This window comes from Chryseobacterium sp. Bi04, assembly GCF_918698085.1.
Taxonomy (GTDB): domain Bacteria; phylum Bacteroidota; class Bacteroidia; order Flavobacteriales; family Weeksellaceae; genus Chryseobacterium.
Genome location: NZ_CAKKLP010000006.1, coordinates 231,159 through 246,563 on the forward strand (window position 1 = coordinate 231,159; position 15,405 = coordinate 246,563).

Annotated in this window: 15 protein-coding genes; 10 read left to right on the plus strand and 5 right to left on the minus strand. The window is 34.9% G+C overall.

Annotated elements, in window-relative coordinates; all coding sequences use genetic code 11:
- Window positions 1–88: 88 nt before the first annotated feature.
- Together LQV47_RS12205 and LQV47_RS12210 are read right to left on the minus strand one after the other, a co-directional pair.
- The gene (locus tag LQV47_RS12205; RefSeq protein WP_230037230.1) at window positions 89–1,048 is read right to left on the minus strand and encodes a hypothetical protein; all 960 of its coding nucleotides are present in this window, start codon (window positions 1,046–1,048) and stop codon (window positions 89–91) included.
- A 59-nt stretch (window positions 1,049–1,107) separates the two neighbouring features.
- A complete protein-coding gene (locus LQV47_RS12210; RefSeq protein ID WP_230037232.1) occupies window positions 1,108–2,121 on the minus strand; it encodes a nucleoid-associated protein in 1,014 nt (337 codons plus the stop codon).
- Between the two features lie 437 nt (window positions 2,122–2,558).
- On the opposite strand from LQV47_RS12210, the gene LQV47_RS12215 reads away from it, so the two are divergent.
- From LQV47_RS12215 to LQV47_RS12225, 3 genes are all read left to right on the plus strand, one after another.
- Window positions 2,559–2,720, plus strand: coding sequence for a hypothetical protein (locus LQV47_RS12215; RefSeq protein ID WP_230037234.1), 162 nt, complete (start codon window positions 2,559–2,561; stop codon window positions 2,718–2,720).
- A 12-nt stretch (window positions 2,721–2,732) separates the two neighbouring features.
- On the plus strand, window positions 2,733–3,089 hold the full coding sequence (locus LQV47_RS12220; protein WP_230037236.1) for a hypothetical protein: 357 nt from the start codon (window positions 2,733–2,735) through the stop codon (window positions 3,087–3,089).
- A 262-nt stretch (window positions 3,090–3,351) separates the two neighbouring features.
- Entirely contained in the window at window positions 3,352–3,747 is a 396-nt protein-coding gene (locus tag LQV47_RS12225; RefSeq protein WP_230037238.1) for a hypothetical protein, read from the plus strand.
- A 343-nt stretch (window positions 3,748–4,090) separates the two neighbouring features.
- Here LQV47_RS12225 and LQV47_RS12230 read toward each other — a convergent pair whose 3' ends face one another.
- Both LQV47_RS12230 and LQV47_RS12235 read right to left on the minus strand, forming a co-directional pair.
- Entirely contained in the window at window positions 4,091–4,609 is a 519-nt protein-coding gene (locus LQV47_RS12230; RefSeq protein ID WP_230037240.1) for a thioredoxin family protein, read from the minus strand.
- Window positions 4,610–4,744: 135 nt separating this feature from the next.
- On the minus strand, window positions 4,745–5,854 hold the full coding sequence (locus LQV47_RS12235) for a heparan-alpha-glucosaminide N-acetyltransferase domain-containing protein (protein WP_230037242.1): 1,110 nt from the start codon (window positions 5,852–5,854) through the stop codon (window positions 4,745–4,747).
- 518 nt (window positions 5,855–6,372) lie between these two features.
- Between LQV47_RS12235 and LQV47_RS12240 the strand changes: the two genes are divergently transcribed.
- The 5 genes from LQV47_RS12240 (at window position 6,373) to LQV47_RS12260 (ending at window position 9,578) form a co-directional block, all read left to right on the plus strand.
- Window positions 6,373–7,161: a helix-turn-helix transcriptional regulator gene (locus tag LQV47_RS12240; protein ID WP_230037244.1), complete on the plus strand. Its 789-nt coding sequence runs from the start codon at window positions 6,373–6,375 to the stop codon at window positions 7,159–7,161.
- Window positions 7,162–7,249: 88 nt separating this feature from the next.
- A complete protein-coding gene (locus tag LQV47_RS12245; RefSeq protein WP_230037246.1) occupies window positions 7,250–7,666 on the plus strand; it encodes a DoxX protein in 417 nt (138 codons plus the stop codon).
- 22 nt (window positions 7,667–7,688) lie between these two features.
- Window positions 7,689–8,042 (plus strand): cupin domain-containing protein, encoded by a 354-nt coding sequence (locus LQV47_RS12250; RefSeq protein ID WP_230037248.1) that lies wholly within the window; start codon window positions 7,689–7,691, stop codon window positions 8,040–8,042.
- 494 nt (window positions 8,043–8,536) lie between these two features.
- Window positions 8,537–8,911 (plus strand): hypothetical protein, encoded by a 375-nt coding sequence (locus LQV47_RS12255; RefSeq protein ID WP_230037249.1) that lies wholly within the window; start codon window positions 8,537–8,539, stop codon window positions 8,909–8,911.
- Window positions 8,912–8,954: 43 nt separating this feature from the next.
- Complete coding sequence (locus LQV47_RS12260; RefSeq protein ID WP_230037251.1) at window positions 8,955–9,578, plus strand: hypothetical protein; 624 nt, start codon at window positions 8,955–8,957, stop codon at window positions 9,576–9,578.
- Window positions 9,579–9,695: 117 nt separating this feature from the next.
- Here the strand turns inward: LQV47_RS12260 and dnaK are convergent, their stop codons facing one another.
- Entirely contained in the window at window positions 9,696–11,597 is a 1,902-nt protein-coding gene (gene dnaK / locus LQV47_RS12265; protein ID WP_209804968.1) for a molecular chaperone DnaK, read from the minus strand.
- A 615-nt stretch (window positions 11,598–12,212) separates the two neighbouring features.
- Between dnaK and ppk1 the strand changes: the two genes are divergently transcribed.
- Window positions 12,213–14,285 carry a polyphosphate kinase 1 gene (gene ppk1, locus LQV47_RS12270; protein WP_230037253.1) on the plus strand — a complete coding sequence of 691 codons (2,073 nt, stop codon included), beginning with the start codon at window positions 12,213–12,215 and terminating at the stop codon, window positions 14,283–14,285.
- Window positions 14,282–15,166 (plus strand): exopolyphosphatase, encoded by an 885-nt coding sequence (locus LQV47_RS12275; protein ID WP_230037255.1) that lies wholly within the window; start codon window positions 14,282–14,284, stop codon window positions 15,164–15,166. The genes ppk1 and LQV47_RS12275 overlap by 4 nt, the downstream gene beginning before the upstream one ends.
- The last annotated feature ends 239 nt before the right edge of the window (window positions 15,167–15,405 follow it).

Below are 15,405 nucleotides of genomic sequence, written 5' to 3' on the forward strand. Positions count from 1 at the left end.
GTATAGATGATAAAAAGAGCGAATTTGTAATGAACAAATTCGCTCTTTTTTATCTTTAGTTGAATATTGATTTTCGGAATTAATTGATTTAAATTCCCGGGATCGTAATTTTATCCGGATCATCTTCATCATACATAATCTCTATCGTTCCTGTTTTGGGTACTGAAGAAAGATCCAGAAGTCTGACCACCTTTTTATAGACGGCAATGTGCTCTTTGCCCCTGAAATCCTTAAAGCTGACCTGAAACATAATCTGCGGCTGGTCATTTATCGTCAGTCCCGTCTGGTTGACACTGATAATCTGTGCTTCGGCACTTCTTCCAACAAAGAGGATACGTCCTTCTTTTTTATTCTTAAAAAATTTCCCTACAATCATCTGAAAAACCAATACATAAATAAGGGTCATCACTCCACTGAAAATAATAGGATGCATAAAAGTGAGAAACTGCCAGCCAAAATCAAAAGATTCCCGCCTATAGAAATAAGAGTAAAGACCAATAATATAAGCGATTAACAATATGATAAATACTATTCTTACAATCATTCCTGATGCATTGAAACCAACCTTTTGGTCGCTTAAAATAAAGTAAGGTTCCTGCGAAACATCAGGATTCAGCAATACCTTCACACGATTTCCTACATCAAACCTTTTTTCCTGTGGCCTGGAATCATGAAACATCATCTCATGTTCAATCATGGTATTCCTAAGGTTGGGAAATGAAAGAACAATCTGAATGGCATTCATATTGGTTTTCGGAAAGTATTTTAAAAGCTGGTAACGCATCACTTTAGCCTCTCTGGGAATACCATTTCTCAGAATGGAATGAATGGTGTTCCTCTGCTTAAAGGTTTTAATGAAAAGAATATTAATGAAGAATACGAGAATATATCCCCATATGAATAAAGAAAGACCGAGATATCCATAGCTCACCGCTAACGAATTTCTCGGTCCTGTTGCGCCTTCCTCAGTCATCATATAAATGAAAATCGGAAAAGGTACGCAGAAGAAAAAGAGGAAAGCTCCCCAGAAAACAATCATAAACTTCATAACTGCTATTTTGTAATCAGCAATAAAGTTATGATATTTATTTAATGAATTGATTTCTATTATACCTCTTTTTCAAAATAAAGTCTGTAGTATTTTCCTTTATCATCCTCTCCTGTTTCAATTTTCTGTCTGTCACCGTGGATATAGATGTGGAAATTTTTATCAAGTTTAATGATGCTTTTAAAATGCCTCTGGGTTTTCTTTACCGCTGCTTCACTGATCGGGAATTCCTCAGCAATATTCACCTGCATGTCCTGCTCATAATCTGTTTTAAAATTCACAAAACTTTCAATGACGTGCTCGTCTCCCAACACTTCACTGGCAAACTCATCCAGTTTAAATTCTTCTTTCTCCTTGAAGAAATTGATAGACTTATTAAGGAAATCTGCCTGATCAGCTTTAGAAACTTCAAATTCCTGAGGAAGCTGCTTGGTGATATAATCTTTGTAAACCATTAATGCTTCCTGAGTATGGAAATACTCATCATCACGCTGTTTTACTTTCAGGAAATCTTCAAACCAGTAGTACATATCTCCGTTTTTGTTGTTGTCAACTACAGAAAGTACATAGCCGGTGTTTTTATCATTATTATAGATTAAAGCTGCCTTATCAATTTTGGATAAGCCGATTCCCTGATCTTTTTCAATATCAAATGTTTCTTCTGTAGGATTAATTTTCAGGAAAGATTCTCTTTTTTCGGTTTTAAAGATCCCTATCTTATCCACTCTGTCCGGACGGTCACTTTCATCTTCAAAAAGTACAATGAACAGCTCTCCACTTTGAACTCTAGGGTTCTCCGCTGCTTCGAAAAGGTGTTTTGCAATATTTTCAGACTCCCATATAAATTTGGACTTATCTTCAAAAATTTCAGAAACCGCACTGTAAACCGGATTATTCACCAGATAGGTGTCACTGTAAAAATGAAAAGTTTCTTCTGATTTGAATGATCCTAAAAAGTAATCTTCAAGCAATTCTGCCATTCCTTCCTCCAGCTTCAATTCCTCCTGGGAAAGCGTTAAGGAATCTCCATTGATTTTATTGCCTACTCTGTGTACTATAATTTTTGAAAACATCTTCTGAATATTTGGACTGCAAAGATATTCATTCTATCCTTTCCACGAAACTTAAAAACAGTATTGATTTTGTCATTGCTTATACTGGAATTTCTAACCAAAAAGACAAAAAAGCTTTTATAGCAACGTTTCAACTCACTTAATAAAGTTTAAAAATGATCTCGTATAAAAAGCTCACCTCAAGTACAATTCAAATATTTTCAAAAACCCATACCATAGCTAACCCGAACCTCATCTTCATACCATAAAATATTGTTCCATCTTAGGATCTAAGCCTTATTTATTTTCCATTTTGATAAAATCCTTATCATTTTGAAATGCTTTCTCTCTTATAAAATTTAAACCAAAACAAATCAAATAATTCATTTTCAGCACAATACATCAGATCAATATTCAAAGGTACACCATTAGTATCATTAGTTTCAAAACATACAAAAATGGACTTAAAAACATTAAACAGAATAGACAAGCTGAGAAGACTGAAAAGCAGAGGACCGAAAACTCCGCAATGGCTGAAACCTTATCACCTGCTTTTCTTTGCTTTTTTAAGCATTTTTATTTTTGGTGCTATCATCAAAATGCTGGAACAAAACAATTAAAATCATAATAATATGAACTATTTACAGGCTGCACAGGAAATCACAGAACTCGTTCCCGACTTTGAAAGTGAACTGAAAGAGGAAAAAAATCAAAATCCCTACGCTTTAGTCCGGGCTTTTACCGAACGTATTAAAAATATGATCCGTCAGAATGACAGAAATCTGTTGTGGAGGAGCTTACAGAAGATGGATACCATGTACAGCAATGGAGATACAGTCCTAAAAAATGCTATTGAGAATACTTTTATCTATTCTCTGGACAATTTTACTGCATTCTGCAGTGAGGAATATAAAAAAATGATCTTTAGTCATATTTCCACAGACCTTCAAAAGATCTATTCGAGACAAATTTACAGTCACGGGATATAAGTTTATTACATTTTTGACCCGTTTCATTACAAAGTGTTTAAATTAAACAAAAATTAAAATAACTCACAATCAATAGATTATGAAAAATAAAATAAGAAAAATTTCAGATTGGAAAACCTGGAAAACCACTACTAACAGGCATAATTCCGAGATATTACTCACTCACATTGCGGTGCTTGTAAGTGTTTTTATTTTTGCAGCATGTTTATAAATTTTGGTATACATTTCGCTACAATACAAAGTGTTTGAAAAATTCTAAATTATGATGAAAGTACAAATGCAAACTATTAATCAAAAAATAGCTGTTGAATACTTAAAATTTTTCTATCCGCCCCTTCGCAGGGAAATCACACAGTTATCTGTTCAGGATAATTTTGCTGGGATCATGCAGGCTACCGTTAATTACCTGAAGGGTCTTTTGCAGGAATCTAAGATCAACATTATCGCCCATCACATCAAACTCATGGACGGGATTTACAGGAATGGAAATTCCTATGTAAGAACAATGATCGAAAATATCTTTATCAGGTCTTTTGAGAGCTTTAAAAAGCATGCTAAAATCCAGCATTGGAAGCTTCTCTACCGTTATATGCCTGTAAGTTTCCAGATCATCTATACTGAGCAGCAAAAGCAGGATAAGATCTACTTTGGTAAATAAAATAGTTTAATTTGAAAAGACTCCCCGGGCAATTTTTGTTGTTCGGGGAGTTATATTTTTATAGGTATTAGGGTAAGACAGTAAAAAAACGATCCAGTCTCAAAAGTTATGGACTAAGCAAATTGGATTAAGTCTAAAACTTCTTGTTTGGATGACATTCAGAAATCTATGCTGAATAAAATATGTGATTTTTATATTTTCACTTGAAAATAGGATGGAAATATCCTTTTATTTACGCAAAAGAATAATAATCGGATGTTCTATTGTAAAAAGCAAATAAAGGCGACTATGTCACTGAATAAGCCATATAAAAAGTCACGGGCGTCTGACCCGGGATTTCTTTCTATTTATCTTTTTTAGTAAAAACATTTTCGATGACCTGAAGTTCTTCTTTACTCAGTTTTGAACTTTTCTTCAGCTTCGCAGCAAAAACAGCAACTTCCTCAGGTGTAGAGGGTGATCCCAGATTTTGTTTCTTATCATCAAAAGAATCGGCAAGTACTTCCCCTTTTGGATTTAGAATCAGCCAGAAAGGGAGTCCGGCATTCTCCCCCTTGTATTTGTTCATCAGCTCCTGTCCGCCGGGATTTTCCAACGACTTCTTATCTCCTCTTTCCTGAACATCAACATATGCGGTAACAAACTTCTTTTCAAAAATAGGTTTGGTTTCCGGAAGATTCATGTTTGCCTCCATCACTTTACACCATTTGCACCATGAAGCATGAAATACCAGCAACACATTTTTATGGCTTACTTTAGCTTCTGTAAGCGCTTTGTTTAATACTGTACCTGCCTTCTCCTGTGCCATTCCTAACTGAAACAACACTAAGGCTGCCACCACAATAATTTTAGAATATCTCATTACTATTTTTGTTTTTTATCTATACGAATGTAGGTATTTTACAAGGAATATAGTGATCCGGTTAATGTATTTCTTGTAAAAGTTAATATCCGGTGAGATATCCCTTTTTTCTGAAACCCCATTAAATCTTCAGTATTATTTCAAAGCCGTTTCATCCATCGAAGCTCTTCTAAAGAGAACTAATGTTTTCTTCTTTCTTAGTATATCCAATGAGATCTGAACTGCAAAGGTAAGAACAATATAAAACAGGATCAGTACAAGTACGTACCCAATTCCATGTTGTCTATATCCGAAGATACCTTTACCCCAGGAAATTAATATCCACTGTATCATATACATTGAGGTCAGGTTTTTACTGCAGTATTTTAAAATTCTGACCGCATTATTTTCTTTCATATTTAGGGTGATCCTAAAAATAAGCCATAGAAAAACTAATGTCCATCCTGCAAAATAAATAACACCTCCCGGTCCCATGTGATAAAAACCATTATAATGGTATTCACCATAAAAGAAAACCAAAGGAGCACCAATGGCTATAAACAGCAGTCCTACATATAACATATTTTTAAACAGTTGTTTGCTGTTATAATTAAGTTCCAGAAACCATTTACCAAAAAACATCCCGATAATAATAAAAGACATCCATGGGAAAACCGGAAAATAGACATAGGCGGGATAGTCATTATTAAAAAGAAGGTCTAAGACATAATTAATAACAGGATAATCTATATTGATTCCGCTCACTTCTCTGGAAACCAGTGCTACCAGTAATCCTATAGCCAGAATAATGTATTTGTTGTGTACATATTTCCGAATAAAACCAACAAAGACTAAAGACATTCCTGCCAATTGTAAAATATCTCCCAACAGCACCAGATATACATATTGCTGTTCTATTGGAGCATGCCATCCGTACTTCTGGATAAAATTATCCGGAGCAAAACCAAACAGCACAGGAATCATAAATTTCATGAAATTCATGAAAAGAGCGGCTAATAAAAGCAGGCCACCCCGTTGTATTGAACTTTTAAGGCTTTGATGACTCGACGTCATAAACGTTACTCCCATACAGATCAGAAAAATGGAAGTTCCTCTTCCCAAAAACACAATAAAACTTCCAATAACCGACTCCGATTGCGATTTTACATTCGCAAATATGAGTAAGGTATGTATAATGACCATTCCTATAACACTCATTCCTTTTATTAAATCCAGTGCCAGAATTCTTTTACTTTGCTGTTCCATAATTTTTTTAGTTTTTAAAGCGAACGCTGCACATCGCATGGGGAATTACACTTTTGAGGTTATCCTGCTGCCATTTTTGTAGTGATGTAAAACTTTCCTTCGTTTATTTTTTTGATAACAACCCATCCACTTGGTCATGAATTCCTTATTTTACATGGATTGTCTGTATTTTTATTTTTATAACAATATTTTTTATTTATTCTAAATAAAAACAAATATATAAATTAAAAGTAAATAATTGATTTTATTAATATTATTTTCATCAAAATCAACAACATACTGAATACTAGACAATTAAATACTTTAACAAAATTATCAGTGAGTATTTTATAGCTTTAATGAAAGCTTTAATTGTTTTCAAAACTAACCTACCGATTTCATAAAGATCTTATCTTCTTCATAAAAAAGTTTAAAAAATAATTTATACCTAATATTTTTATATTAGCGATTTTGTAATTTGGACTCAGCTAAACCAAAGGCAGAAAATCAGAATTTATCTATATACCCACATTCATATTATGATTGAAATAAAAAGATATTCACATCAGGCAGGCCATCCGGAGCCAAGACGGGTTATAAAATATACACTCTTCTGGTGTGAAAGCGGAAATGCAGAAATTCTGATTGATGAAAACACCTTTATCCTGAAAGCCGGTCAAACCATCACCATTACTTCAGGACAGTTCCATCAGCTAATCATGGTAGAAGGAGAACTGACTGCCCTGGAATTTACCCTGGATTTTTTCAGTAAAAGTGACCGTGATATTGAACTTATTTTCCACAACGGTCTTTTTTGCCATTTCGGAATGAATGAAATGATTAGTATTCAGCATCCATCATTTTTTACAGAAACACTCAGCCGGATTGAAAAAGAAATTGAAGAAAAACCCTACCAATATCTGATCTCCACCCATTCTTTAATTGAATTATTATTGGTGGAAATCAACCGCAGTAAAATGGCAAACGGAGATGAAATATGGAAACCCAACGCTCTGTTTTTAAAATTTCTCGAAAGCGTACGGAGTCATTTTGCTGACAATTATCCGGTAGCCCGTTTTGCAGATATATTGGGAACTACCGAAGCTAAACTGAATGAAGTTTCAAAACTCCATACCCATAAAACAGCACAAAATGTCATCTATAGCCTTATCGTTTCCGAAGCGAAAAGATTATTACTTTATGAAAAGCTGAGCGTAAAAGAAATTGCTTACCAGCTTGGGTTTAATGATCCTTTTTATTTTTCTAATTTCTTTAAGAAGCATACTTCCCACTCTCCAAAAGATTATCAGAAGGCAGTAAAAAACTAAGATATTATATGCTTTTCCTGGAATTGTCTATTCTTTAGGAGGTCTCTTTCCCTGAACTTTGTACTTATAATTAAGACCTCAAATAAGTATGAAAATTCAACAGGACATAGCCGTTTTTCTATTAAGAATAGCATTATCAGCAGGATTTTTATCGGCCACAGCAAGCAGATTGAATCTTTGGGGTTCTCAATCTTCCGGCTGGAAAAACTTTGTACACTATACCGCGGAAACCAATTCTTTTTTGCCTCAGTATCTGGTACCAGCAATTGCAGTATTATCAACAGTTGCCGAGCTATCTATCGGGATCTTACTTCTTGTAGGATACCGTATAAACAAAGTTTCCCTTTGTGCATCCATACTCACCCTATTATTTGCTGTTGCCATGAGTATTTCTTTTGGGGTTAAAGAACCTCTGGATTATTCGGTTTTTGTATTCAGCGCCGGAGCCTTCCTGCTGAGTACTTTCTCCCATTACAAATGGACCTTGGAACAACTTTTACAGTAATAACAATTTAAAATATATTATAATGAACACAAACATTCACGATTATATCGTAAAAACAGAACAGAAAGAATGGCAGCCTCTCATTGAAAAAGGAATTCACTACGAGGGCATTTTTGTGAAATCTCTGAAATTTGATCCGGAGAAAAACCGCTCTACAACTATTGTATTAAAATTTGAACCCGGAGCAAGTTACCCTTACCACAATCATCCTGCAGGGGAAGAACTTTACATCTTAGAAGGGAATGCTCATATTGCAGGTACTCCATTGGAAAAAGGAGATTATCTGTATACACCGCCCACTTTTAAGCATTCCGTAACCTCTGAAAATGGCTGTACTATTCTCTTTATCGTTCCTGAAGAAGTGGAAATACTTTAATTGGGCTATCTTCTCTAGTGGAAGGAGTTTCATATGACAATTGCTACAATTAACTCGCTAACAACAAAAAAATCCGAAGTACAAAAAAACCTTCTACTTCAGATTTGATATAATTAAATGGTAATCTTTATTATTTTACTTCTTCGAAGCCTATCTCCAATTTGAAATAAAAAATAATACCGAAAAAGCTAGGATATAAATAAGTTCTACTTATAATAACAACTAAGCATGTTTATTTTAAAACAAAATTATAATAAAACACAACATACTGTAAATAAACAATTTAACTTAATTTATTTTTCAAATGAATGAGAATTATATACTACATTTGTAAGTATAAAATGCAGGTATTATAAAAATCCATACTGATTTTATTTTGTAAGGTAAGTATGATTCTAAAATAAGCTTTATTATAACAAGTTAATTTCTTTTATTTTCCTCTTTTATACTATAAACACAATTTAAAAGGGTTGTTACCTCATAGCTAAAATACTATGAAAAAAAATTATTTAAGATCTCTATATATAGGGGTCACAGTATTATCTATTGTTTCCTGTTCACGAACTGACAGTACTGGCATGTTAGAAAATGAAAAACCTATTAGCTCTAAAAATGCTGGAAATAAAACAGAAAAGGAATTGCTAGCTAGAGGTTGGACATTGGTAAAAGAAATTGATTTGATGCCAGACCTCAAAAAAAGTCTTAAAATTTCCACATCCGCAAAATCTATGGAACAATCGGACATCAAAATTCCTTTTACAGAAAAATTCTTATCACAAATGGGGTGGGATTTGAGCGATACTAACAATGGCAGGGCTGAGATACAAGAGATCATAAAAACAGCTGAAATCTTTAACCCCCGGAGGTGAAAATCCTAATCCTGATGCCGTACTTTTTACCCGTGATTTTGCTTTGAATCGTAAGAATATTAAAGAAGAAAAAAACTGGTGGAAAGCAGACACTTATGTAAAGTTAGGAAAACCGGAACTTGTAGCTAATCCTAATCAGTTGGAATTACCTGATGAAGTTTTTTCAACAGAAGTAATGAATAGCAGTAATGAAGACAGTGAAATTACGGTAACCTATTCTTATAAAACAGGTTATAAATACACTTGGAATACAAAATATTCAGGTAGCCTGAAAACCTCTGTAACTTATAAAGCAGGTGTTCCATTAGTTCTTGAAGGGCAAGTTACTGTAGAATGGATAGTGGGTGGAGAGAAGTCTTGGGGAGAAGATACTACAAACGAAAAAACCTTAACCAGCTCCTATAAAACAAAGATACCTGCTAATAGTAAAAAAAGCATTAAAGTATTTACAAAGATGCAAAGCTCGGAAGTGAATTACACAGTTCCAATAACTGTAAATGGTACTTATGTTTTATGTACACCGGGCTATAGGTATGAAATAAATAACAGTGATATCACCAAAGGTTTACTAAGAGATAGTTCTATTCCTATGGATGAGAAAGGAATCATAAAAACTATCGCCAATTCAACTGTTAAAATATTAGAATCACCTGCTGTAAAATTATAAATTCCGAATAAAGAATTGGTGATCTCTATTAGTTGATCACTCTTCCGGAATAGAGACATTCTGAAACTAAAAAAACCCCCAAGTAAAAACTGGGGGTTTATTATAATATTAAAAAAATTATTTTACTTCTTCGAAGTCTGCATCCTGTACATCTTCACCTCCTGCATTGTTACCTCCAGGATTTTGAGCTCCTGCTCCTGCATCAGCACCCGGCTGTTGACCTGCTGCATACAATTCTTCAGAAGCTGCCATCCATGCTGCATCTAAAGCTTCAGTTTTAGCTTTTACATCATCAACATTTTTAGCTTCAAAAGCTGTTTTCAATTCTGTGTGAGCTGCTTCGATAGCTGCCTTTTTATCAGCAGAAAGCTTTTCACCGAATTCTTTCAATTGCTTTTCAGTCTGGAAGATCAATCCGTCTGCTTTGTTGAAGATTTCAACTTCCTCTTTTTTCTTGGCATCCGCTGCAGAGTTCTCCTGAGCTTCTTTTTTCATTCTTTCAATTTCCTCATCAGAAAGACCTGAAGAAGCCTGAATTTTGATAGTCTGCTCCTTACCTGTTCCTTTATCTTTAGCAGATACACTTAAGATACCGTTGGCATCAATATCGAAAGTTACTTCAATTTGAGGAACTCCTCTTGGTGCTGGTGGAATATCTGTAAGATCAAATCTACCGATTTCTTTGTTGTCGTTGAACATAGATCTTTCTCCCTGTCCTACTCTGATGCTTACCGCTGGCTGATTGTCAGAAGCTGTAGAGAACACCTCAGACTTTTTAGTTGGAATTGTAGTATTCGCTTCAATTAATTTAGTGAATACAGAACCCATAGTTTCAATACCTAAAGAAAGTGGTGTAACGTCAAGAAGTAATACGTCTTTTACGTCTCCCGTCAATACACCTCCCTGGATAGCTGCACCAATAGCAACAACCTCATCCGGGTTAACACCTTTAGATGGTTTTTTACCGAAGAATTTTTCTACTTCTTCCTGGATAATAGGGATTCTTGTAGAACCTCCTACCAAGATTACTTCGTCAATATCAGAAGTTGATAAACCTGCATCTTTTAATGCTTTAGCAACCGGCTCCATAGATCTTCTTACTAAATCAGCAGATAACTGCTCAAATTTAGCTTTAGTTAAAGACTTCACTAAGTGTTTAGGACCTGTAGCTGTAGCTGTGATGTATGGTAAGTTGATTTCAGTCTGAGCAGAAGAAGATAACTCAACTTTTGCTTTTTCAGCAGCTTCTTTCAATCTTTGAAGAGCAATAGCATCAGTTTTTAAATCTACACCTTCCTCAGCTTTGAACTCATCAGCCATCCAGTTGATGATCACATCATCAAAGTCATCACCTCCTAAGTGAGTATCTCCGTTTGTAGACAATACTTCAAATACACCATCTCCCAAATCAAGGATAGAGATATCGAAAGTACCACCACCAAGATCATATACTGCGATTTTCTGATCTTTATGGTTTTTATCAAGACCATAAGCTAACGCTGCAGCTGTAGGCTCATTGATAATTCTTTCTACTTTAAGACCTGCAATTTCACCAGCCTCTTTAGTAGCCTGTCTTTGCGCGTCATTGAAGTAGGCAGGAACAGTAATTACCGCTCTTGTTACTTCTTGTCCAAGGTAATCTTCAGCAGTTTTCTTCATTTTCTGAAGCGTCATTGCAGAAATTTCCTGTGGAGTATATTCTCTATCGTCAATTTTTACTTTTACCGTATCGTTTGGTCCGCTTACTACTTCATAAGGTACTCTTGAAATTTCTTTAGCATCTTCTTTAAAATGAGTTCCGATAAATCTTTTGATAGAGTATACAGTTTTCTTTGGATTCGTTACAGCCTGTCTTTTTGCAGGATCACCTACTTTTCTTTCACCATCTTCTGTAAATGCTACAATAGAAGGTGTTGTTCTTTTACCTTCAGCATTTGGGATAACAACAGGGTCTTTACCCTCCATAACAGCAACACAAGAGTTGGTTGTACCTAAGTCAATTCCAATTATTTTACTCATAATATTTTATTTTTTCTAATTTTTAAGTTTAATTTATACTCTCAATTTCTCAATATCTGTACCATTCAAAGAATTATGACAAAATGACACAATAAAAATAAAAACCCCGGTATATCGAGGTTTTCTATAGATTAATATGGAAATTTTTTCAGCTAAACAGCAGCCAATCTCCCCGGATCTGTGAAGGAAAATTTAAAATATAGCCTATTATATTCTCATTGAAGTTATATGCTACAAGCATCCTTCAAACTCAAAGTATTGAAAAACATAGATCCTGATGTTTTTATATATTATCTTTCCAGAATAATATCTTACAGAAGCCGGATAATGCTCAAAAACATACTGTGCTTTCAGCTTTATTACAGCATCAAACTGCTGCATATGATTGGGTTATATTTTGTTGTCCCATGCAATAAGCTCAGTACAATTGTTTTTTTCATGAAATTTAATTATTATAAAATAAAAATATATTGATTCACGATCATCTACAGATAATTATTATCAACCAAAAAGCAATAATTCACTCTTCTTTAAAAATTAATCAAAGTTTAACCTTATAAATAGAGTCAGAAACTTTACGAATTATTATTTTTGATAAATTATATACATTTAAGAATGTCATTACACTTTAATCCGCGAGATATTACATGGCTTGCCTTCAATGAAAGAGTTTTACAGGAAGCTATGGATGAGAAAGTTCCTCTTCATTTAAGAATACGTTTCCTCGGAATTTTTTCCAACAACCTGGATGAATTCTTCAGAGTACGTGTTGCCGGATTAAAGCGTGCCATGGATTTTAAGGAAAAAGTGATCGCTGAATCTTTCTATCAGCCCCCTTCCAAAATTCTTCAGCACATTAATGATATTGTAATGAGGCATCAGTTGAATTTCGATAAAACCTGGAAAAAAATTCAGGCAGAGATGGCTGATCATAAAGTTTTCATTAAAAATTCTAAAAATCTGACCGCAAAGCAAAAAGAATTTGTCAGAAACTATTTTGATGAAGTGGTAGAATCTAATGTAATTCCTATTTTGCTTCATGAAAACACTCCCATGCCTTATTTGAGGGACAAAAGCCTTTATCTGGGTGTTGCCATGAGAAAAAAAGACTGGCAGTATTCCAGCAATTATGCCATTATTGAAATACCTTCCCGCTTTGTCGGAAGATTTGTACTCCTTCCTACCGAAGATCCTGAAGAGAAAAATGTAATGCTGCTGGAAGATGTCATCACGTTCAATCTACCTCACATTTTCTCATATTTTGGCTATGATGAATTTGCAGCCAATGCCTTTAAAGTTACAAAAGATGCTGAACTGGACCTGGATAATGACATCCGTACCAACTTTGCAGAAAAAATAGAAAAAGGTCTCAAAAACAGAAGAAAAGGAAAACCCACCCGTTTTGTTTTTGATAAAGATATGGATAAGGCCCTGCTGGAGCTCCTGATCAGAAAGCTTAACCTTACTAAAAAAGACAGTATTATTCCGGGAGGAAAAATCCATAACTTCAAGCATTTCATGGACTTTCCTGATGTTTTTGAAACCTATGAAAGACCGGTAGAAAGAACTTCTTTTACCCATCAGGCTTTTGAACATGGAGAAAGAGTGACAGATGTTATTTTAAAAGACGATGTCCTTCTCAGCTTCCCTTATCATAAATACAATCCGGTAATCGATCTTCTGCGTGAAGCCGCAATGGACCCGGATGTAAAATCTATACAGATCACCGCCTACCGCATGGCAAGCAGCTCCAAAATCATTAATGCCCTGATCTATGCTGCAAGAAATGGCAAAGAAGTAACGGTCATGCTGGAGCTTCAGGCAAGATTTGATGAAGAATCCAATCTGAAATGGAAGGATATGCTGGAACCTGAAGGAATTACAGTACTGGTAGGACTTCCGAACAAAAAGGTTCATGCCAAGCTTTGTGTCATCAAAAAAAGAGCCCACAATAAAACCATCCAATATGGATTTGTCAGCACTGGAAATTTCAATGAAAAAACAGCAAAAATCTACGGAGACCATTTATTGCTGACCACTGACCGTGGCATTATGGCAGACATTAATAAAGTATTCAGTGTATTGAAAAAACCAAAAGATGATTATCTCCCGGTACTGAAAACCTGCAAAAATTTATTGGTTTGCCCACAATTTATGCGTGAAAAGATTGTTCATCATATTGATAAAGAGATTGAAGAAGCTAAAGCAGGAAGAAGAGCCGAAATTATTGTTAAGGCCAATTCTCTCAGCGACAGATCCCTGATCGAAAAACTGTATGAGGCCGCAAAGGCAGGAGTGGTTACAAGGCTCATCGTAAGAGGAATCTATTGTGCCGTTAACCAAAAAGATTTTAAAGAAAAAATAAAAGCGATAAGTATCGTTGATGAATATCTGGAACATGCCAGAGTAATGTATTTCTATAATAAAGGGAGTGAAGATATGTATATTTCCTCTGCAGACTGGATGACCAGAAATCTTGATTACAGAATTGAGGCTGCAGCCAGAATTACAGACAAAAACCTTAAAAAAGAATTAAAAGACATACTGAATATTCAGCTTAGTGACAATGTAAAGGCAAGGATTTTAGATAAGAAACTGAGCAATGAATATGTAAGAAATGACAAGAAAGAATGCCGTTCTCAAATAGAAACCTATAAATATTTAAAAGCTAAAACTAATAAAAAATGAAGATCGCAGCGATAGACATAGGAAGTAATGCAGCCCGACTTCTTATTAATGAAGTAAAAATAAATAATAGAAAACCTGAATTCATTAAGCTCAATCTTTTGAGAATCCCTCTGAGATTGGGGATGGATGTTTTCACCATTGGCAAAATAGGCAGCGAAAGAGAGAAAATGGTCATTGATGCCATGAAGATCTTTAGCGACCTTATGAATATCTATAAAGTAGACCATTACAGAGCCTGTGCTACAAGTGCCATGCGTGATGCAGCAAACGGTAATGAAATCATCAGACAGGTTCAGGAAACATCAGGAATCAATATAGAAATTATTTCCGGAGATGAAGAAGCTACCCTGATTTATGAGAACCATGTAGCTGAAGGGCTTGATAAAGATTTTGCCTATCTATACATTGATGTAGGCGGAGGTTCTACAGAACTTACCTTCTACGAAAACGGTAAAATGCTCTATGAAAGATCCTTCAATATCGGGACAATCCGCCTGCTTAATAATCTGGTCACCGCAGACAACTGGAAAGAGATGAAAGAGGAGATCAAAAAAAATATTATCAGTAAAAAGCCGATTGTGGCTATAGGTTCAGGAGGAAATATCAACAAGATTTTCTCCATGAGCAAAACAAAAGAAGGCAAACCAATGTCTTTATCTCATCTTAAAAAGGTATATAAGGAATTTAATGAACTTTCAGTAGATGAAAGGATGACAAACTACAGCCTGAGAGAAGACAGAGCAGATGTTTTAGTTCCTGCCCTGCGTATTTTCAATAATATAATGTCCTGGTCAGATATCAATAGGATTTTCGTTCCTAAGATTTCTGTGGCCGATGGATTGATCCAGAATATATACAGCCAGTTACAGCATAAAAAATAATTTTCACAGCATAATATTTGAAAACCGGGCTCTATTGTTCCGGTTTTTCGTTTTTCAGAAGCTATTTCCTGCTTTCCGCTGTATCTTTTTCTGCAGCCGCTTTACAGCCATTCCGGAAAAAGGATGCCGCTGCAATCAGGGCTGGGAATGTTTATTTATTATCTAAAATTAAGTTTTGGCTGAAGCCAGAGGAGATATGTTTCCAGATGAAAGCGGACTAAAGTCCGCTCCTATTGAAT

What these genes read in the sequence shown, in the direction of transcription:
- LQV47_RS12225 (WP_230037238.1), top strand. Translation starts at nt 3,352, where the DNA reads ATGATGAAAGTACAAATGCAAACTATTAATCAAAAAATAGCTGTTGAA.
- LQV47_RS12205 (WP_230037230.1), bottom strand. Translation starts at nt 1,048, where the DNA reads ATGAAGTTTATGATTGTTTTCTGGGGAGCTTTCCTCTTTTTCTTCTGC.
- LQV47_RS12250 (WP_230037248.1), top strand. Translation starts at nt 7,689, where the DNA reads ATGAACACAAACATTCACGATTATATCGTAAAAACAGAACAGAAAGAA.
- LQV47_RS12240 (WP_230037244.1), top strand. Translation starts at nt 6,373, where the DNA reads ATGATTGAAATAAAAAGATATTCACATCAGGCAGGCCATCCGGAGCCA.
- LQV47_RS12275 (WP_230037255.1), top strand. Translation starts at nt 14,282, where the DNA reads ATGAAGATCGCAGCGATAGACATAGGAAGTAATGCAGCCCGACTTCTT.
- LQV47_RS12255 (WP_230037249.1), top strand. Translation starts at nt 8,537, where the DNA reads ATGAAAAAAAATTATTTAAGATCTCTATATATAGGGGTCACAGTATTA.
- dnaK (WP_209804968.1), bottom strand. Translation starts at nt 11,597, where the DNA reads ATGAGTAAAATAATTGGAATTGACTTAGGTACAACCAACTCTTGTGTT.
- LQV47_RS12215 (WP_230037234.1), top strand. Translation starts at nt 2,559, where the DNA reads ATGGACTTAAAAACATTAAACAGAATAGACAAGCTGAGAAGACTGAAA.
- ppk1 (WP_230037253.1), top strand. Translation starts at nt 12,213, where the DNA reads ATGTCATTACACTTTAATCCGCGAGATATTACATGGCTTGCCTTCAAT.
- LQV47_RS12235 (WP_230037242.1), bottom strand. Translation starts at nt 5,854, where the DNA reads ATGGAACAGCAAAGTAAAAGAATTCTGGCACTGGATTTAATAAAAGGA.
- LQV47_RS12230 (WP_230037240.1), bottom strand. Translation starts at nt 4,609, where the DNA reads ATGAGATATTCTAAAATTATTGTGGTGGCAGCCTTAGTGTTGTTTCAG.
- LQV47_RS12245 (WP_230037246.1), top strand. Translation starts at nt 7,250, where the DNA reads ATGAAAATTCAACAGGACATAGCCGTTTTTCTATTAAGAATAGCATTA.
- LQV47_RS12210 (WP_230037232.1), bottom strand. Translation starts at nt 2,121, where the DNA reads ATGTTTTCAAAAATTATAGTACACAGAGTAGGCAATAAAATCAATGGA.
- LQV47_RS12220 (WP_230037236.1), top strand. Translation starts at nt 2,733, where the DNA reads ATGAACTATTTACAGGCTGCACAGGAAATCACAGAACTCGTTCCCGAC.